This is a genomic window from Streptomyces sp. NEAU-YJ-81, from assembly GCF_017592595.1.
In the GTDB taxonomy this organism is placed as follows: domain Bacteria; phylum Actinomycetota; class Actinomycetes; order Streptomycetales; family Streptomycetaceae; genus Streptomyces; species Streptomyces hygroscopicus_B.
Window position 1 is genome coordinate 62,273 of record NZ_JAGFNO010000031.1, and the last position, 18,832, is coordinate 81,104.

Below are 18,832 nucleotides of genomic sequence, written 5' to 3' on the forward strand. Positions count from 1 at the left end.
CCTGTTCCCCTGGACAACGGCGAAACTTTACGGAAGCGGAGGCGTATGCGCCAAACCGCGCCCGTCCTCACCCTCCTCCGGGCTTGCGGTAGGCATAGCCGCCGGTCCGCGCCGGGGCCTGTGCTCCGGCCGGGTGCCCGGCGTCCGTCAGCGCGCGGATCACGCCGTGGTCCGGGGCCAGCGCACAGGCCGGGTCGGTACGGGCGGCGTCGCCGGTCAGGGCGTACGCCTGGCAGCGGCAGCCGCCGAAGTCCTCGGTGCGGCGGGAGCAGGTGCGGCACGGCTCCCGCATCCACTCCTCGCCCCGGTAGCGGTTGAAGGCGGTGGAGTGGTCCCAGATCCACTCCAGGGTGTGGTCGCGCACATTGGGCGGGTCCAGGTCCGGCAGGCTCGCGGCGGCGGGGCAGGGCAGCGCGGTGCCGTCGGGCGCGACGGTCAGCGAGACCGCGCCCCAGCCGCCCATGCAGGGCTTGGCGACGCCGTCGAAGTAGTCGGGCACGACCCACACCAGGTCGACGGTGCCGCCCAGCCCCTGCCGCCGGCGCTCGACCGTCTCCCGCGCCCGGGCGAGCTGGTCGCGGGTGGGCAGCAGGACGTCGCGGTTGCGCAGCGCCCAGCCGTAGAACTGGGTGTTGGCCAGCTCGATCCGGTCGGCGCCCCAGTCCAGGCCGCGCTGGATGATGGCGTCGAGCGCGTCGAGGTTGTCGCGGTGCAGGACGACATTGATCCCGAGCGGCAGACCGGCCTCGCGCACCAGGGCGGCGGCCCGCTCCTTGGCGGCGAACGAGCGGTACCCGGCGATCCGGTCGGAGGCGGCCGGGTCGGCGTGCTGCAGGGAGAGCTGGACACTGCGCAGCCCGGCGGCGATCAGGGCGGCCAGCCGGGGCTCGTCCAGGCCCACACCGCTGGTGACGAGCTGGGTGTAGATCCCGGCGGACTCGGCGGCGGTGACGATCTCGGCCAGATCGCGGCGCAACAGCGGTTCCCCGCCGGAGAGATGGGTGTGCACCACGCCGAACTCCCCGGCCTGGCGCATCACCTGCGTCCACTCGGCGGTGGACAGCTCACGCGAGCGGCGGACCAGCTCCAGCGGGTTGGAGCAGTAGGGGCAGTGCAGCGGGCAGCCGTGGGTGAGCTCGGCGAGCAGGGCCCAGGGGCGGGGCGCGGCGGTCATCGGACCCAGCCCTCCGTACGCATCCGGCCGAGGAAAGCGGGCACGTCCTCGGCCACGGGCGCGCCGGGGAAGCGGCTCGTGAGCTCCGCCACGATGGCGTCGAGGTCGCGGGCGCCGTCGCACAGCCGCAGGATCCGGGCGGCGCTGCCCCGCAGCACCACCACCCGCTCGGGCAGCACCAGCAGATCGGCGTCACGCACCCGGTCATGGCGCAGGCTCACGGCGGGGGCCAGCGCGGGCCGCCATCCGGCCGGGGCGGGCGGGACGGGCGGGGTATCCGGGGCGGGTGAGGTGTCCGGCGCGGGCGGGGCATCCGGGGCGGGCGGGGTGTCGGCGGCGGTCATGCCCCCTCCCCGGGGCCGTCCTTGGTGTCGGCGTGCTCGACCGCGTCCAGCAGCGACCACAGCACATCGCATTTGAAGGCGAGCGCCGCCACCGCGCGGTCCTCGTCCTCGGGGGTCCGCGCCCAGGTCAGGACCAGGTCGAGCGCCTCGGTGCTGTCCCGGCGCCCCTGGTCGACCCGGTTGCGGAAGTAGGCCAGGCCCTCGCGCTCGATCCAGGGGTAGTACCGCTCGAAGGCGTCGATACGGGTGAGCATGATGCCGGGCGCGGACAGCTCGGTGAGCGAGGCGGCGACGGCTTCCAGCGGGCCGCGCAACCGGCAGAAGTTGACGTAGCCGTCGACCGCGAGCCGTACCCCGGGCACCACCTCGGCGCCGGACAGCAGCCGGTCCCGGTCCAGGCCGGCGGCCTCGCCGAGCCGCAGCCATCGCTCGATGCCGCCCTCGCCGTCGGCGGCGCCGTCGTGGTCCTGGATGCGCCGCAGCCACATCCGGCGCAGCCGTGCGGTGTCGAGTTTGGCGGTGATCAGCGCGTCCTTGATGGGGATGTGGCGCTGGTAGTGGAAGCGGTTGAGGATCCAGCGGCGCAGTTCGGCGGGGGTGAGCTCGCCCGCGTGCATCCGTACGTTGAAGGGGTGTCGGTCGTGGTAGCGCTCCTGCGCGACCGCGCGCAACCGCTCCTCAAGACGTGTCCGTGGGGTGCTCACAGGTCGATCACCATCCCGTCGGCGGCCACCTCGACGCCCAGCTCGCGCAGCACCGTGTGCTGGGGCGCGGCCGGGTCGTTGAGGGGGTTGGTGTTGTTGAGGTGGGTGTACAGGGTGCGCGCTTCGAGTGCGGCGAGCCGCCGCGCCGTGCCGTCCGGTCCGTCGATCGGCAGATGCCCCATGGCGGTGGCGGTACGCGAGCCGAATCCGCTGGTGAGGGGCTCGTCGTCGGACCAGAACGTGCCGTCGACAATGACGTGGTCGGCGCTCTCGGCGGCGCGCTGGAAGGCGTCGGGCCAGGCGGCGAGCGCGGGGGCGTAGAGGAGGGTGCGGCCGGTGGTGCGGTCGGTCAGCCGCAGGGCGACCACCCAGGCGTCGTCGTCCGGGGCGTCGTCGTCCGGGGCGTCGAGTCCGGTCGCGTAGCGGGGGCGTTTGGCGGAGACGGGGACGGCGCCGACGACGAGGCGGGAGTCCTCGGCGAGCGGCCGGTCCTCGGGGCCGAGGGGACGCCAGTCCAGCCGGGCGTACGGGGTGAGGACCTCGCCCAGGTGGAGTCCGGTCAGCAGGGCGTGGCGCACCGGGGCGGTGGCCACGATCTCGATGCCGTCCGCCTCGCGCAGCCGGGCGATGCCGAGGGTGTGGTCGAGTTCGGCGTCGGTGAGGATCACCCCGGCCAGCGGGGTCCGGCGCGGTTCGGGTCCGGGGTGCAACTCGGGGCAGTCCTCGACCTGTTCGCCGAGGTCGGGGGTGGCGTTGACCAGATACCAGCGGCCTTCGGCGGCCTCGACGGCGAGCGAGGCATGGCGGCGGCGCCACCCCGGGTGGGCGCGTGCCCCGGAACATCCGGGGCACGCGCAGTTCCACTGGGGTACGCCGCCACCCGCCGCGGTGCCGAGCACGCGCACGCGCATGGCGGGGAGCTCAGCGAGCGTTCAGCGAGTAGGCGGTGACCTCCAGCGCGGTCTCCACGACCACGTAGTCGGGCGTCTGCCAGGCGGTTTCCCCGGCGTCCGTACGGGTCCGGTCCGTCGCCTCGGGAGCCGTGTGCGGTGTGGTGTCGTTCATGGCTTCGACCTGCCTTCCATCTGGGTGGGGATTGGTCAACGGGACGGGACGGACCGTCAGTCGGGCCGTTGGTCGGCGGTGAAGGATCCGCAGCGCCCCGCCGTCGGGGGTGGTGCCGTCGTCCGCGATGGTCGATGGCGTCGTCGTCGGGCACGGGGTCATGAGCCGCTGCCGGGGTAGGCGGTTCCGATGCGCACCTCGTCGAGCAGCAGCTTGCGGTAGTGCTTGGTGTCGGTGGCCGCCGCCCAGGTGCTGTTCACCGTGAGCCGGACATAGCGCTTGGTGGTGGCGGGGATGTCGATGAACGCCACCCCGCGGGCGCTGGGCAGCGTTCCGCTCGCCACCGGGCTGCCCCAGTCGCGCCCGTCGCCGGAGACCTGCACCTGGTAGTCGCGGATGCGGGCGGACTGCTCGGTGTCGGAGCGGGCGTAGGAGACCGACCACTCCCGCTGGTTCACCGCCAGATAGCGCAGGCTCTTGGCGGACCGCAGATCGAAGGTGACCGAGGCGGGCAGGGTGGTGTTGTTGTCCCAGTAGGTCTCCGGATCGCCGTCGAGCACGGCGGAGGCGGGGTGGCCGCTCGCGGAGACGCTGGCGCTCGCAGTGATCGAACTGGCCGGAACGACACCCTGGCGGCCGTCGGTGCGGACCGCGAGGACGGTGTCGTACGGATCCCAGGTGGTGATGCCGGAGATGGTGATCCTGCCGTCGCTCTGGCGGAAGTTCAGCTTCTTGCCGGTGCGGAAGTCGGTGACGCCGGTCGCCTTGTAGCCGTTGTCCCGCACGGTCAGCGTGGCGCCCGAGGGCCTGGTGAGGACGTGGACGAAGTGGCGGTCGGGGTCGGTCTTGCTCACCGTGGTCACCCCGTGGGCGCCGTCGTTCCAGGCGCCGGGCCGCAGTCCGCCGTAGGAGTAGCCACCGCCCTCGGTGCCGCCCAGCGACCCCCAGATCTTGTCGAGATAGCTCTTGGCGTAGTCGTTGAAGGCTTCCTGCTTGCTCGGGAACCGCCCGTTCACCTGGGCGGTTTCGGCCATGAGCGATTTGACGGAGGATCCGGAGTTGCTGATCAGCCGGCCGAGGGTGAGTCCGTGGTCCACCGCCGAGTCGGTGCCGCTGTACCACCAGGCCCCGCTGCTGGGCAGCTTGAAGCAGGCTTCGGTGAGCCGGGGCTGCGGGGTCCAGATGGCCTGGGGATAGTCGTAGGCCGGGGTCATCCCGGTCTTCTGCTCATTGCTGACCGTGTCCATGATCGGCGTGTCTTCGTTGTTGTTGCTCAGCAGCCAGCCGGGACGGTCGGCGCGGATCTTCTCGTAGAGCCCGTGGTCGATCCAGTAGTCGTTGTCGTTGTCGATCCAGAACCCGGACAACTTCGGGTACTTCCGCATCACTTCCACGAAGTTGTCGTAGGAGTATTCGCCGAAGCCGTCGCGCGTGGTCAGGTCGACGTCATGGCCCTTGTAGGCCGAGTAGGCCGCCGAGTCGAGCCATTCATGGCCGCCCTCGGCATGCCACTGCGGATCGTCGGTCATATAGAGCATGACCTTCAGCCCCTGGGCGTTCGCCGCGTCGATCAGCTCGCCGAGGAAGTCCCGCTTGGTGGAGCAGCTTCCGGGCACGGCGGACGGCCAGGCCCGGGCGTAGCCCAGACGGCTGTGGAAGGAGGCCAGCACCAGGTAGGAGGCGTGCAGCTTTTTCGCCTCGGCCACCCAGTAGTCGGCCTTCCAGCCGCCGTCGGTGACGGCCTTCTCCCAGGCGGAGCAGCTCGTGTAGCCGGGTGAGGTGCGCATGCCCCAGTGCAGGAAGAGGCCCGCCTGGGAGTCGCGCAGCCACTGCTGGCGGGGGTTGACCACATCGGCCCGCGCCGGGGCGGGACCGGTCAGGGCGAGGGTGGCGACGAGCGACAGCACGGCTGCCAGCCAGGCGCCGAGGCGCCGGCACGATCTGCGGCCCATGAGGGCTCCTTCTCGGGGGCGTACGGTCATGTGCCGTTCTGTTGCAGCGTCACCGGCTGTTGGGGTCCGGTCAAGAAGCGTGCGTCAAAAATCCTCCGACCTCTCCGGCTGCACATTCCCTGTGCGACGCCAGGAAACAAGCGGAACCTGCTGGTAGTTGGCCATTTTCCGCCGACCGCCACCCACACCACCACCCCCTTGGTCCACACCATTCCTTGACTCATCGCACCACACCTCCTACCTTCCGCGATGCACTGTCCGCGCTCAAAGGAGATGATCATGCAAAGATCCACACGATCACGCGGTCTTCGCTCCTGCCTCGCGGCCGTCACCGCGGCCACCACGGTCGCCGCCGGCGCCCTCACCGTGAGCCTCACCACCGCGGCGCCGCAGGCCGTCGCGCTGGACAACGGCCTGGCCCGTACGCCCCCGATGGGCTTCAACAACTGGAACGCCACCCACTGCGACGCCTCGTTCAACGAGTCCATGGTCAAAGGCGTCGCCGACGCGTTCGTCTCACTCGGCCTCAAGGACGTGGGCTACACCTACGTCAACATCGACGACTGCTGGGCCGAGCCCAGCCGGGACGCGAGCGGCAATCTGGTGCCCCACCACACCCGCTTCCCGAACGGCATCAAGGCCGTGGCGGACTATGTGCACGCCAAGGGGCTGAAGTTCGGGATCTACACCAGCGCCGGCACCAAGACCTGCAACGCGGCGAACGGCTTCCCGGGCGGGCTGGACCACGAGAAGCAGGACGCCAAGCAGTTCGCCTCCTGGGGCGTGGACTACCTCAAGTACGACAACTGCAACAACCAGGGCGTCGACGCCCAGAAGCGCTACAAGGCCATGCGCGACGCGCTCGCCGCCACCGGCCGCCCGATCCTCTACTCGCTGTGCGAATGGGGCCAGACCACGCCCAAGGTGTGGACCTGGGGCGAGCCGGTCGGCAACTCCTGGCGCACCACCGGCGACATCAGCGACAAGTGGTCCAGCATGATCGACAAGCTGCACATCAACGACGATCTGGCGCAGTACGCGGGCCCCGGCCACTGGAACGACCCCGACATGCTGGAGGTCGGCAACGGCGGGATGACGGCCACCGAGTACCGCACCCACTTCAGCCTGTGGGCGATGATGGCGGCGCCGCTGCTGATCGGCAGCGACATCCGGAACGCCTCCGCGACCACCCAGTCGATCCTGAAGAACACCGACATCATCGCGCTCGACCAGGACACTCTGGGCAAGCAGGCCACCATCGTCTCCTCCAGTGGCGGGAAGACCGTGTACACCAAGCAACTGGCCAACGGCGACCGCGCGGTGGCGCTGCTCAACGAGAACTCGTCCAGCAAGACCATCTCGACGACGGCGAGCGCGATCGGCCTCGGCGGCTCGTCCTCGTACCGCCTGAAGGACCTGTGGTCGAAGGCCACCTCCACCACGAGCGGCTCGATCAGCGCCTCGGTGCCCGCGCACGGCACGGTCGTCTACCGGGTCTCCCGCGGCTGACCGTGGCTGACCTGTTGACGCATTAGGAAGCCTTCCTTACAGTCCCCCCATGTGAACAAGGATCAGACAGGAGAATCCTTGATGGAGCGTTCACCGCTCTTACCGCGCACCGCCCTCGCCCTCGCGGCGACGGCGGCACTGATCGCTCCGGCCGCGGTCGCCTACGGTGCCGAGCGGTCCCCGCAGACGCCGGCCGCGTCCTGGAGTCTGAAGTGGAGCCCCGCATCGGGGGCGAGCGTGGCCGACGCCTTCGAGGGCGCCGAGGACGACCGCGCCGACTCCCATCCCGGTGTCACCCACATCTACCCCTACCAGGGCGGTTTCCGTACCGACATCCACTACCCCAAGGACGTCGACACCAGCACCGACCGCCAGCGCCAAGAGGTCAGGGGCATGGAGCAGAACGGCTCCGCCGTCAAGATCCTCAAGAACGAGACCTGGCGGATCCAGTACCAGATGTATGTGCCGGACACTCTCGACGCGACCACCAGCTTCACCCACATCATGCAGATCAAGGTGGGGGACGTGGCCGCCCCGCTGTTCACCATGTCGCTGCACCAGCACAGCGACGGCCCGAAGGTCGAGATCCGGACGTCGGACGACGACGACAACCTCACCGAAGCCGGGGCCGCCGACATGAAGCCGCTCCAGGGCACGTGGAGCGATGTGTCGGTCGAGGTCAAGGCGGCCGACTCGGGCGCGTACGCCGACTGGTCGGTGACCACCGACGGCAGACAAGTCGCCTCGTACAAGCGCACCGGCCTGGACCTGTGGCGCGGCAAGAACTATCTGCGTCCCAAGTGGGGCATCTACCGGAGCCTGAACAGCACCGGCCTCCAGACCACATATCTGCTCACCCGGAACTTCAAGGCATACAAGCTCCAGTAGGAGGGCGCGCGATGAAGAGCTATCGGAAGACCCTGGTGGCCGCGGCCGCCACCACCGCACTCACCGCGGGGCTGCTGCTCACCCAGACCGGCACCGGCAGCGCCGCGACCTCGGCGGCCGATTCGGCCCCCTCGGACATCAAGACCGTTTCGTCCGGCTGGTCGATCCCCTGGGGGCTGAGCTGGCTGCCCGACGGCTCGGCCCTGATCACCGAGCGCGATTCGTATCTCCTCTACAAGCTCACCCAGTCGGGCACCAGGACCAAGGTGGGCACCGTGCCCAACGTGGTGACCACCGGCGGTGAGGGCGGGCTGCTGGGCATCGCGGTCTCCCCGAACTGGAACAGCGACCACGCCGTCTATCTGATGCACACCGCCTCCGACGGCAACCGCATCGCCCGGATGACCTACGACGGCTCCTCGCTCAGCGGCTACAAGGCGCTCGTCACCGGCATCAAGAAGAACAAGTACCACAACGGCGGACGCCTGAAGTTCGGCCCGGACGGCTATCTGTACGCCACCACCGGGGAGGCCCAGACCCCCGATCTCGCCCAGGACAAGAACTCCCTGAACGGCAAGATCCTCCGGATGACCACGGACGGCAAGCCCGCCCCGGGCAATCCGTTCGGCACGCTCGTCTACTCCTACGGCCACCGCAATCCGCAGGGCATCACCTGGGATCCGCAGGGGAGGCTGTGGGAGGCCGAGTTCGGCGACAGCAAGTACGACGAGCTCAACCTCATCGAAGCGGGCAAGAACTACGGCTGGCCGATCTGCGAGGGCGAGTGCTCCACCTCGGGGATGACCAGCCCCAAGCGCCAGTGGCCGACCGGCGACGCCTCGCCCAGCGGGGTCACCTACGCCGACGGCGCGATGTACCTGGCGGCGCTGCGCGGTGAGCGGCTGTGGCGGATCCCGGTGGACGGGACGAGCGCGGGCACCCCCAAGGCGTACTACACCAGCTCCTACGGGCGGCTGCGCACCGTGGAGACCGTGCCGGGCAAGAACACGCTGTGGCTGTCCACGACCAACGCCGACAACAACGGCGGGGAGCCGGACGGTGCGGACAAGGTGTTCCAGGTTGAGTTGAAGTAGCGCCTTCGCGGGTGAGCGTACGGGCGCGGTCCGCGGACCGCGCCCGTACGTCCGTGTCGCACCCCTACGTCCGTGTCAGTGTGCGAGCCGCTCGTTCATGAGCAGGAAGGCGCCCAGACCGTGGAGGTCGTTCGTATTGCGCGGCCGGTTGAGGTAGTAGGCCAGGTCTCCGACGTTGGTGCCCTCGCTGATGTCGGAGATGTTCGTCAGCCCGTCGGAGCCGACCGACACCTTCCGCAGCACGCCCTGATAGCCCCTGCGTGCCGCCGAGGCGTAGCCGCCGCCGCTGATCCAGCCGTGTTTCAGGGCCGCGTGCAGCATCAGGGTGTACATGCTGGAGGCGGAGGTCTCGGTCCAGTTGCCGGGGTCGCTCGCCTTGTCGACGACCTGGAACCAGCGGCCGGTGGCCGCGTCCTGGTAGCGCACGAAGCCCTTCGCCAAGTGCCGTACGTTGCCGATCAGTTCGGCGCGGCGCGGGTGGTTCGCGGGGAGCGTTTCCAGCACCTCCACATGGGTCATCGCGGTCCAGCCGATGGCCCGTGCCCAGAAGTAGCCGGAGGTGCCGGTGGCGGGATCGGGCTTCCACGGGGCGTCGCCGTCGGCGTCAAAGGCGTGGTAGAGCAGCCCGTTGGACGCCTTGAGGTGGCGGAAGTACACCGAGAGGTTCCTGGTGACCTCCTCGTACGCGTACGCCTGGTCGCCGTAGGCGATGCCGTAGCGCAGCAGGAAGGGCTGGGCCATGAAGACGCCGTCGCCCCACAGTTCGTTGGTCTTGCCGGTGGCGTGCCACATCCCGCCGTCGGCGGTGCGCGGATAGGTGGTGATCCGGTTCCGGATCTGGTCGGCGGCGGTCCGGTAGCGGGGGTCGCCGGTCTCCTGGTGGAGGACCAGCAGCAGATTGCCGGACTGCATCGCGTCGAGGTTGTCGAAGGTCCGGCTCATATGGCCGTCGGCGTCGACGAAGTTGTCCACCCAGCGCTTGATGTACGCCAGGTACGAGGGCTCCTTGACCCGCTGGTAGACGCGGTGGGCGCCGAGCAGGAACAGCCCCCGGGTGTAGCCCCAGCCGCCGAGCGAGGCGGGGTCGGGGTAGCGGGCGATGGTGGAGTCCACCACCGCCCGGGACCAGTCGGCGGGCGCCGCGCCGGCGCCCGCCGTCGGGAGGAGAAGGCCGCCGGTGATGCCCAGTGTGCTCGTGAGCAGGGTTCTGCGACTGATCACTGGAATCTCCTTGGGTGTCAGGGCGCCCTACTGGACGCCATGTACACGCCAAGAATATCGGCGAACGTTCCGTACCGGAGCAAAAGCGGAGGAAAGACCAGAATCCGCCGTACCCGTCAGTAGTCCGGCCACCAGCCGACCGGTGGCGGGGGCGAGCATCAGCCCCAGCATGTTGTGACCGGTCGCCAGCAGCACCCGGGGATGGCCGGGCACCGGGCCGATCAGCGGCAGCCCGTCGGGGGTCATGGGCCGCGGCCCCACCCACTCCTCCTGGCGGTCGTCCCAGTCGGCATGGCGCAGATACGGGCGCGCGGCGGCGACGATGGCATCGATGCGCCGCTGCCGGAACCGGTCGGCGTCGCGCTCGAACTCCATCGTCCCGGCGACCCGGACCCGCTTGCCCATCGGCGTGAGCACCACCTTGGCCGCGCCGAGGTGGACCAGGCGGGAGGGCGGCGGCTCGGCCGCCACGGAGAAGCTGTACCCCTTGCCCGCCACCAGGTCGACGTCCAGGCCGAGCCCGCGGACCAGCTCGCGCGACCAGACGCCCGCGGCGATGACCACCGCGTCGCTCCGGTACGTCCCCGCCGAGGTGCGCACCTCGGTGCGGCCGCCCCGGTCCGTGACGGCCGACACCCGGGCGCCCTCGACCAGTTCGACACCCTGGCCCCGCAGCCGCTCGGCGAGCCGGTCCACGAAGAGCGAGGGGTCGAGCGACCACTGGCGCTCCACCACGAACCCCGCCCGCGCGCCGTCGGTGAGCGAGGGCTCCGCCTCCGCGAGCCGGGCCCCCTCCAGCACCCCGCCGGGCGCGATGGGGGCGTCCAGCCGGCGGAAGGCGGCCAGCGCCTCGGCGGCGTACTCGCGGGAGGGGAAGGCGAACAGGAACCCGTCCTTGTGCGCCTCCCCGTCGACACCGGCCGCCTCCAGCTCCTCGAAGAGCCCGAAGGTGCCGCTCGCGAGCGCGCCGAGGGCGGCGGCCCCCCGCGCGTAGTGGCGCGAGGTGGCCCGCAGCCCGAACCGGACCAGGAACCGCAGCAGTTCGGCACCGGCCGGGGGATGGATGGCAAGCGCGCTGTCCGGACGGTGCAGCCCGCGCAGCGCCGTACCGATAACACCGGGCGCGGCCAGCGGTTCGACCAGGTCGGGGCAGACCTCCCCGGCGTTGCCGCGGGACGCGCCGCTGCCCAGCCGGTCGCGTTCGAGGACGGTGACCCGCAGCCCGGCGGCGCTGAGATAGTGGGCACAGGCCAGGCCGACGACTCCGCCGCCGACGATCGTGACCGTGGCGGGCGGGGTGTCCGGGGAGGTCATGAAGGCTCCTTCACCGCGGGGGACGGTGTGGTCGTAGAGGTGTCACGGCGGGCACGAAGACGCCCGCGGGGGCTGTAGTCCGCGTCCGCCGCGCTGGCGTCGGCGAGGGTGAGCCCGCTGGTCTCCGGCGCGAGGACGTACGACGTGCCCCAGCCGATGACGCAGATCACCGCGCCGAGCAGCATGGCCAACCGGGTGCTGTGGTCGAGGACGACGGGCTCCCCAGGTGCCGATCGCGGCGCCGACCCGGCTGATGCCGGTGGCGAAGCCGTTGGCGGTGGCCCGCACTCCGGTCGGGAACAGCTCGGAGGGGTAGATGGCCTGCAGGCACTGGCTGGAGAAGGCCGCCACGCCGAAGGCCGCGAACAGGACCACCACGACGGCCGGTGCGGGGCGGGCGAGGGCCGCGAGGCAGAGCAGGGGGATCGCGGAGAGGCCGAAGCTCCACAGGAGCAGGGTGCGCCGCCCCTTGTTGATGACCAGGATCCCGGAGAGCGAGCCGAGCACGAAGAAGATCTGCACCACGACCGAGCCCAGGTAGGAGTCGTTGCCGTCGGCCAGTCCGAAGGAGGACAGGATGGTGGGTTCGTAGGTGGTGATGGCGTAGATCGGCAGGAGCTGGCAGGCCCAGAAGACGCTGACGAAAATGGTCCGGCGCAGATAGGCGCCGCGGAAGATATCGGTGTAGCGGGTGCGCGAGGCGGTGTCCGCCTCCAGGTCGGCCAGGGTCGCGTCCGGGCCGAGCATCTGCTTCAGCACGGCCTCCGCCTCCTGGTTGCGGCCCTTGCTGAGCAGCCAGCGCGGCGACTCGGGGGTGCCGAAGCGCAACAGGAGGATGAGGACGGCGGGGATGGCGCTGCTCGCGAGCATCCAGCGCCAGTTGTCATGGCCGGAGGACATCATCGCCCAGCCGACGACGTAGGCGACGGCGGCGCCGACCGACCACATGGTGACCATGATGACCAGCAGCGGGCCCCGGGAGTTGCGGGGCGCGAACTCGGAGGCGATGGTGCCCGCGATGGCGAAGTCGGCGCCGATGGCGATGCCCATGAGGAAACGCAGCACGGTGAGCTGCCAGGGGTCGCTGACGAAGAACTGGGCCGCGGAGAGCAGGATGAAGGCGGCGATGTCGAAGAGATAGACCTTCTGCCGCCCGACCCGGTCGGTGACATAGCCGAAGACCAGGCCGCCGGCGAACATACCGACCAGGGAGGCTGAGCCGACCACTCCGGAGTCGAAGGAGTTGAGGTGGTAGTCGGCGGCGAGAAGCGGAAGCGCGACGCCGATGATGCTGAGGATGTAGCCGTCGCAGAACTCACCACCGCCGGCGTAGAGCGTGATGAGCCAGTGGGTGCGGGTGGGACGGGATTTCTCCAGGGATGCTGTGCTCATGGCCGTCTCCTGAGGAGATGCTCCTGGGGAGGAGGAGGACGGATGGCCGGGCGGTCGCGAGGCGCCCGGTGCTGATGTCCGAAGACGGTAGGCAGCATCCGGCGGTCGGTCATCGTTGGAATCGTACGAACCGATCGCCACCTGGAAGCCCACGCTTGTACGATCCGTCCATGGACCCCTCGATCGATCCCATGAGCGGCCGTCCCGTCCTGACCCCGGAGCTGGCTCAGGAGATCGCCCAGGACATCGGCCGGATCACCGGCTTCAATGTGCTGATCACCGACCCCGCGGCGGTTGTCATCGGCTGCGGCGACCTCGAGCGCGTCGGCACCGTCCACGAGGCGTCCCTGGAGGTGGTGCGCACCGGGCGGCCCGCCACCCACACCGCCCAGCAGGCGGGCCGGATGCGCGGGGTGCGGCCCGGGATGAGCCTGCCGATCACCGTTGGGGAGGAGGTGATCGGCACGGTCTGCCTGACCGGGGTACCGGCGGAGGTGCACCGCTTCGGCCTGGTGGTACGGCGGCAGACGGAGATCCTCCTGGAGGAGGCGGCGCTGCTGCGCTCGCGGCTGCTCCACGAGCGGGCGGTCGACGACTTCGTACGGGACATCGCGCTCTACGACCCCGAGGTGGTCGACGCCGGAGCGGTGGACGCCCGGGCGGTGGAGCTGGGCCTGACCCCCGGGCTGGCCCGGGCCGCGGTGCTGCTGGAGGTGAGCCCGGCGGACGAGGGCGCGGCAGCGGTCTCCCGGATCACGGTGCTGCGGACCGTACGGGAGGTGTTCCGGGACCGGCAGGACGTGGCGGGCGTCCAGGCGGCCGGGCGGTATGTGGTGCTGGCCGCCGCGCACGGCGAGCGGACGGCACCGGGACGGCTCGCCGACGCCTGCGGCCATCTGCTCTCGCTGCTGTACGACCGGCACGGTCTGGACGGCCGGATGGCCGTCGGCGAACCGGGCGCGGGCACCACCGGGATGCACCACTCCTATCGCGACGCCGCCACCGCGCTGCGCACCGGACCGGCCGTCTTCCCGGGCGACCGCGTTTTCACCGCCGCCGACCTGCGGATACCGCATCTGCTGGGCGCCGCTCCGCGGCAGGCTCGGGCGCGGTTCGCCGACGCCGTGCTGGGGGCGCTGCCCGGACAGCCCGACTGGCCGACCCTGCGGGAGACGCTGATCGGCTGGGCGGAGGGGGGTTTTCATCTGGTGCGGGTCGCCGAGCGGCTGCACATCCACCGGAACACACTCCTGTACCGGCTGGAGAAGATCGGAAAGTTGTCGGGGAGACAGGTGCGGGAGCCGGCCCAGGCCATCGAGATGTATCTCGCCTGCCTGACCGACATCCTCCAGGAGAGCGCCACTCAGGACAAGGTAAGGTAAGCCTGACCTTACCCACCGGAGTTGTCCGTGCGCCCCCACCGCCTGTTCCCCCTGCTCTCGGCCGCCCTCGCCGTCACCGTCCTCACCGGCTGCGGCTCCTCGGACGCCGCGTCGTCCTCGACGTCCTCGAAAGCCCCGGAGTCCCGAGCGGCGGACGGCGCCTTCCCCCGCACCGTCGCCCATGAGCAGGGCGGTACGCCGCTGAAGGCCGAGCCGAAGCGCATCGCCGCGATCAGCACCGGGCAGCTCGACGATCTGCTCACCCTCGGCGTCGTACCGGTGGCCACCACCCGCGCCGACTACGCCGGACTCGTCCCCACCTATCTGCGCACGGCCTTCCCCCGGCAGTCCAAGGCGCTCGGCGCGATGGCGGACATCGGCACCCGCACCTCCCCCAACATGGAGAAGCTGGCCGCCGCCAAGCCCGATCTGATCCTGGTCAACAGCACCCAGGGCAATCTCTACGCCACCCTGTCCGCCATCGCCCCGACCGTGGTCACCAAGGGCCGCGGGGTGAACTGGAAGAAGGATCTGCTGACCGTCGCCGACGCGGTGGGCAAGCGCGAGCGGGCCCGCACCCTCCTCACCCGCTTCGAGAAGGACGCCGCCGACCAGGGCGAGAAGCTGGGCGGCGAGCACACGGCGCTGTCGATGGTGCGCTTCAACCCCGACCGGGTGCGGATGTTCGGGAAGAAGTCGTTCACCGGCACCATCGCCGACGACATGGGGCTCGGCCGCCCCGAGTCCCAGCGCTTCGACGACATCTCACAGGACCTCAGCGGTGAGCGGATCCCGCAGATGGACGGCGACTGGATCTTCTACTCCATCCAGGGCCGCCCCGGGAAGACCGACGCCGCCACGTATCTGTCCAATCCGCTGTGGAAGAAGCTGGGCGCGGTCCGCGCCGGACACACCGTCAAGGTCGATGACGACCCCTGGTACCTCAACGCCGGGCCCACCGCCGCCCGGGTCGTCCTGCGCGACATCACCGAGCGCCTCGGGCGCTGACACCGGACACTTCTGGCACTGACACCGAAACCTCGGGCGCTGATGCCGGACACCTCGGGCGGTGACTCGGGGCGTCCCATACGGGCGTCCCGTATGGCCGAAACCGAACCCCTCGACCGGCGGGCCGGGCCCCTCGACGCCCCGCCCGGCCGTGTCAACCTCCGACCGGCATAAGCCACCGTCACACCCCGTATGCGATCGGGACAACGCGTCACCACAAGACCGTCCTCAGGCAATAGTCTCGGCGTACAGGACGTGGCTTAAGGAGGCGCCCATGGGGACCGGCGATCGTGAGCAGGCATACGCACGGGCTCGGCAGGAGGCCGAGCGGCTCACCGCGAGCGGAATCCAGGGCATCGCGCTGACCTGGGTGGACAACGCGGGGGTGACCCGGGCGAAATCCGTGCCCACCGCACGGCTGCCCCATGCCACGCGGCGCGGGGTCGGGATGTCCCCCGTCTTCGACGTCTTTCTCGTGGACGACTCCATGACCACCAGCCGCCATGTCGGCGGCCCCGACGGGGATCTGCGGCTCATCCCCGACCTGGACCGGCTCACCCCGCTGGCCGCCCAGCCCGGCTGGGCCTGGGCCCCGGTCGACCGGTACGACCAGCAGGGCCGGGCGCACCCCGTCTGCCAGCGGCTGTTCGCCCGGCGGATGGCCGAGCGGGCGCGGGAGCGGGGGCTGAGCGTACGCATGGGGTTCGAGACCGAGTGGGTCGTCACCACCGGCGACCCGGACCAGGACCCGCCGCACTACCCCTCCGCCGGTCCCGCCTACGGCATGGCGCGCGTGGCCGACCTCGCCGACTACCTCGCCGAGCTGCTCGGGGCGCTGGACGCACAGCACACCGAGGTGCTTCAGCTCCACCCGGAATACTCCCCCGGGCAGTTCGAGGTGTCCCTGGCACCGGCCGACCCGGTCGGCGCCGCCGATCTCGCCGTGCTGGTGCGGGAGACGGTCCGGGCGTGCTCCGGGCGCGCCGGGCTCAACCCGATGTTCGGCCCGGTGGTGGACCCGGACGGGGTCGGCAACGGCGCCCATGTCCATCTGAGCCTGTGGCAGGGAGACCGCAATCTGTGCCGGGACGGCGACGGGCCCAACGGCATGACCGCGACGGCCGAGGCGTTCCTCGCCGGGGTACTGCGCGAACTGCCCGCCCTGCTCGCCATCGGCGCCCCCTCCCCCGCGAGCTACCTCCGTCTCGAACCCTCGCGCTGGGCCGGGGCGTACCAGTGCTGGGGCCTGGAGAACCGCGAGGCCGCGGTGCGCTTCATCACCGGCGCACCGGACGACCCGGGGGCGGCCAACGCCGAGATCAAATCCTTCGACCCGGCCGCCAATCCCTATCTGGTGGCGGGCGCGGTCATCGCCGCGGGCCTCGGCGGGCTGGACTCCGGGCTCTCCCTGCCGCCACCCGTCTGCGGGGACCCCGCGGTCGAGGGGCGCGAGCGGCGGCTGCCCACCTCGCTGCTGACGGCGCTGGAGCACTTCGAGGACTCGACGGTGCTGCGCGAGGCGCTGGGCGATCCGCTCTTCGAGTCGATCGCCGCGGTGCGCCGGGCGGAGGCCGCCCTGTTCGAGAAGTCGTCCCCGCGGGAGATCGCCGTCGCGACCCGGAGGCGGTACTGACCGATGGAGGCCGCCGAGCAGACGGATCCGACCGAGCCGCCGCTGCCGCCCCTGGTGGACCACCACTGCCATGGGGTGGTCCGCTCCGAGCTGAGCTCGGCCGCATTCGAGGCGTTCCTGACCGAATCCGACGCGCCCGCCGCGCTCGGCACCACCTTCTTCGACAGCCAGCTCGGGTTCGCGGTGCGCCGCTGGTGTCCTCCGCTGCTGGGCCTCGAACCGCACTGCCCGCCCGCCCACTACCTCGCCAGGCGGCGCGAGTTGGGCCCGCGGGAGGTGACCCGGCGGCTGCTGATCGCCGCCGGGATCAGCGAGTTCCTGGTGGACACCGGGCTGCCGGGCAATCTGACCACCCCTCAGGAGCTGGCCCTCGTGGCAGGCGGCACCGCCCATGAGATCGTCCGCCTGGAGCAGTTGGCGGAGCGGATCGCCGACACCTCACTGACCGCCGACGACTTCCTGGCCGGGGTCGCGGACGGGATCCGGGAAGCGGCCCGTACGGCGGCCGGTTTCAAGTCGGTCGCCGCCTACCGCTACGGACTGGACTTCGAGCCCGATCCGCCGGGCCCCGGCGCCGTCCACACCGCCGCCGGACACTGGCTCGCCCGGCGCGGTCAGGGCGGCACCGCCGCCGCCCGGATCACCGACCCCGTACTGCTGCGCCATCTGCTGTGGTCGGCGGCGTACACCGGACTGCCGCTGCAACTGCACACCGGATTCGGCGATCCCGATCTGCGGCTGGACCGCTGCGATCCGCTCGCCCTCACCGACTTCATCCGCGCGGTGCGCCCCACGGGCTGCACGCTGATCCTGTTGCACGGCTATCCGTACCACCGCGGCGCCGCCTATCTGGCCGCCGTCTTCCCGCATGTCTACACCGATGTGGGACTGGCCCTGTCGCACACCGGGGCGCGGGCCGGGGCCGTGCTCGCCGAGATGCTGGAGCTCGCCCCGTTCGGCAAGGTGCTCTTCTCGACCGACGCCTATGGGCTGCCGGAACTGTATGTGGTGGGGGCGCGGCTCTTCCGGGAGGCGCTGACCGGACTGCTGACCCACTGGGTCGCGGACGGCGCCTGGTCGCGCCGCGACGCCCGCCGGGTGGCGGCGCTGCTGGGCGCGGACAACGCCCGCCGCGTCTACGGCCTCGGCACCCCGGCTCCCCGCAAAGGCTAGGCATGTCCGGCGGGTCTTCGCGCCTGTGACATCAGCGGCTGCCCCGCGGCGTCTGGTGCGGGGGGCACCTCCCAGCGGTAGGTGGGGGAGCATCGCAAGGCGGAGGGTGTGTGGGTCACGGATTGATGGTGTGGATGACGGTGTCGAACGGCGACTGGTTGAAGTTGTTATCTCCTTCGTACTGGCTGTAGACGGTGTACTCACCGGCTGAAAAGTTGGTGGTCAAGAGGGTGAAGCCGTTGTCGTCCAGGGCCACCTGTGTGCCGTAGATGGTGTTGCCATCCTTGTCGATGGCCGTGGCGACGGTGCCGGTGGGGACGCCCGCTCCGGGGGGCACGGCTTCCACGAAGGCGATGTAGCTGACCGTCTCTCCCGCCGTGGCGGGGTTGGGGATGACGGTGATGGCGATCTCCGCGTCCGCCCTGTTCACCGTGTGGGTGTCGGTTCCCGTCGAGGTGAGGAAGGTGGCGGTGTCGGGGTTGTAGACGGCGGTCACGGTGTACGCGATGTCGTTGGCGTCGAGGGCGCTGGTGGTGAAGGTCGCCACACCGCCCGACAACGTCCCGGAACCGGTGACCGTACCGCCGGGACCGGTGACGGTGAAGGTCACCGTGCCGGTCGGGGTGCCTGTCGCGGGCGGGTTGGCCGTGACCGTGGCGCTGAGCGTGACCGACTGTCCGAGCACCGACGGGTTCGGGGTCACCGTCACCAGGGTGATAGTGGGGGAAGCCATGAGGGGCCCTCCGAATCGTGTGGTTCGGCGGGCCGTATCGTGTGGTTCGGTGGGCCGTTGCTCGCCATGCGACGCCTGATCAGGGCGCGGCGGCGCATCGGGGGCCAGGGGATGTACACGTACGGAGATCGACGCCGAGTCGTGCCCGCTGGAGGGTTGCCCGCGTCACCGTCCCCCGGCGGAGGTGGAACCCACCGGTCTATAGCACCAGTAGGTGCGCGACTCGCGGTCAACGCCAGAGCAAGG

Annotated in this window: 16 protein-coding genes and 1 pseudogene; 7 read left to right on the forward strand and 10 right to left on the reverse strand. The window is 70.7% G+C overall.

The features are described 5' to 3' along the window. Positions 1 to 67 precede the first annotated feature (67 nt). From pqqE to J5X86_RS40850, 6 genes are all read right to left on the reverse strand, one after another. Positions 68 to 1,174, reverse strand: coding sequence for a pyrroloquinoline quinone biosynthesis protein PqqE (pqqE, locus tag J5X86_RS40825; RefSeq protein WP_208521687.1), 1,107 nt, complete (start codon positions 1,172 to 1,174; stop codon positions 68 to 70). Next, positions 1,171 to 1,518 carry a pyrroloquinoline quinone biosynthesis peptide chaperone PqqD gene (gene pqqD, locus J5X86_RS40830; protein ID WP_208521688.1) on the reverse strand — a complete coding sequence of 116 codons (348 nt, stop codon included), beginning with the start codon at positions 1,516 to 1,518 and terminating at the stop codon, positions 1,171 to 1,173. Before pqqD ends, pqqE begins: the two co-directional genes overlap by 4 nt. Next, the gene (gene pqqC, locus J5X86_RS40835; protein ID WP_208521689.1) at positions 1,515 to 2,222 is read right to left on the reverse strand and encodes a pyrroloquinoline-quinone synthase PqqC; all 708 of its coding nucleotides are present in this window, start codon (positions 2,220 to 2,222) and stop codon (positions 1,515 to 1,517) included. Before pqqC ends, pqqD begins: the two co-directional genes overlap by 4 nt. After that, positions 2,219 to 3,133: a pyrroloquinoline quinone biosynthesis protein PqqB gene (pqqB, locus tag J5X86_RS40840; RefSeq protein WP_208521690.1), complete on the reverse strand. Its 915-nt coding sequence runs from the start codon at positions 3,131 to 3,133 to the stop codon at positions 2,219 to 2,221. The genes pqqC and pqqB overlap by 4 nt, the downstream gene beginning before the upstream one ends. 10 nt (positions 3,134 to 3,143) lie before the next feature. After that, entirely contained in the window at positions 3,144 to 3,287 is a 144-nt protein-coding gene (gene pqqA / locus J5X86_RS40845; protein WP_078639109.1) for a pyrroloquinoline quinone precursor peptide PqqA, read from the reverse strand. Positions 3,288 to 3,445: 158 nt separating this feature from the next. Beyond that, positions 3,446 to 5,239: a discoidin domain-containing protein gene (locus tag J5X86_RS40850; protein ID WP_208521691.1), complete on the reverse strand. Its 1,794-nt coding sequence runs from the start codon at positions 5,237 to 5,239 to the stop codon at positions 3,446 to 3,448. A 279-nt stretch (positions 5,240 to 5,518) separates the two neighbouring features. Between J5X86_RS40850 and J5X86_RS40855 the strand changes: the two are divergent. From J5X86_RS40855 to J5X86_RS40865, 3 genes and pseudogenes are all read left to right on the forward strand, one after another. Beyond that, positions 5,519 to 6,739 (forward strand): annotated as a pseudogene (locus J5X86_RS40855) (glycoside hydrolase family 27 protein); the annotation flags it as partial. A gap of 90 nt (positions 6,740 to 6,829) precedes the next feature. Then, a complete protein-coding gene (locus J5X86_RS40860; RefSeq protein ID WP_208521693.1) occupies positions 6,830 to 7,636 on the forward strand; it encodes a hypothetical protein in 807 nt (268 codons plus the stop codon). An 11-nt stretch (positions 7,637 to 7,647) separates the two neighbouring features. Beyond that, the gene (locus J5X86_RS40865) at positions 7,648 to 8,730 is read left to right on the forward strand and encodes a sorbosone dehydrogenase family protein (protein ID WP_208521694.1); all 1,083 of its coding nucleotides are present in this window, start codon (positions 7,648 to 7,650) and stop codon (positions 8,728 to 8,730) included. 75 nt (positions 8,731 to 8,805) lie between these two features. Here J5X86_RS40865 and J5X86_RS40870 read toward each other — a convergent pair whose 3' ends face one another. From J5X86_RS40870 to J5X86_RS40880, 3 genes are read right to left on the reverse strand one after another with little or no spacing between them, the layout of a single operon-like run. Then, positions 8,806 to 9,951, reverse strand: coding sequence for a glycoside hydrolase family 105 protein (locus tag J5X86_RS40870; protein WP_208521695.1), 1,146 nt, complete (start codon positions 9,949 to 9,951; stop codon positions 8,806 to 8,808). Between the two features lie 27 nt (positions 9,952 to 9,978). After that, entirely contained in the window at positions 9,979 to 11,265 is a 1,287-nt protein-coding gene (locus J5X86_RS40875) for an FAD-binding oxidoreductase (protein ID WP_208521696.1), read from the reverse strand. A 42-nt stretch (positions 11,266 to 11,307) separates the two neighbouring features. Next, complete coding sequence (locus J5X86_RS40880; RefSeq protein WP_243982753.1) at positions 11,308 to 12,657, reverse strand: MFS transporter; 1,350 nt, start codon at positions 12,655 to 12,657, stop codon at positions 11,308 to 11,310. Positions 12,658 to 12,827: 170 nt separating this feature from the next. On the opposite strand from J5X86_RS40880, the gene J5X86_RS40885 reads away from it, so the two are divergent. From J5X86_RS40885 to J5X86_RS40900, 4 genes are all read left to right on the forward strand, one after another. Next, complete coding sequence (locus J5X86_RS40885) at positions 12,828 to 14,039, forward strand: sugar diacid recognition domain-containing protein (protein WP_208521697.1); 1,212 nt, start codon at positions 12,828 to 12,830, stop codon at positions 14,037 to 14,039. A gap of 27 nt (positions 14,040 to 14,066) precedes the next feature. Continuing rightward, positions 14,067 to 15,047, forward strand: a complete 981-nt coding sequence (locus tag J5X86_RS40890; protein WP_208521698.1) for an ABC transporter substrate-binding protein — start codon at positions 14,067 to 14,069, stop codon at positions 15,045 to 15,047. A gap of 274 nt (positions 15,048 to 15,321) precedes the next feature. After that, complete coding sequence (locus tag J5X86_RS40895) at positions 15,322 to 16,680, forward strand: glutamine synthetase family protein (protein WP_208521699.1); 1,359 nt, start codon at positions 15,322 to 15,324, stop codon at positions 16,678 to 16,680. A 3-nt stretch (positions 16,681 to 16,683) separates the two neighbouring features. Next, the gene (locus J5X86_RS40900) at positions 16,684 to 17,853 is read left to right on the forward strand and encodes an amidohydrolase family protein (protein ID WP_208521700.1); all 1,170 of its coding nucleotides are present in this window, start codon (positions 16,684 to 16,686) and stop codon (positions 17,851 to 17,853) included. A gap of 115 nt (positions 17,854 to 17,968) precedes the next feature. On the opposite strand, the gene J5X86_RS40905 is transcribed toward J5X86_RS40900, so the two are convergent. Continuing rightward, positions 17,969 to 18,586 carry an Ig-like domain repeat protein gene (locus J5X86_RS40905; RefSeq protein ID WP_208521701.1) on the reverse strand — a complete coding sequence of 206 codons (618 nt, stop codon included), beginning with the start codon at positions 18,584 to 18,586 and terminating at the stop codon, positions 17,969 to 17,971. Positions 18,587 to 18,832 lie beyond the last annotated feature (246 nt).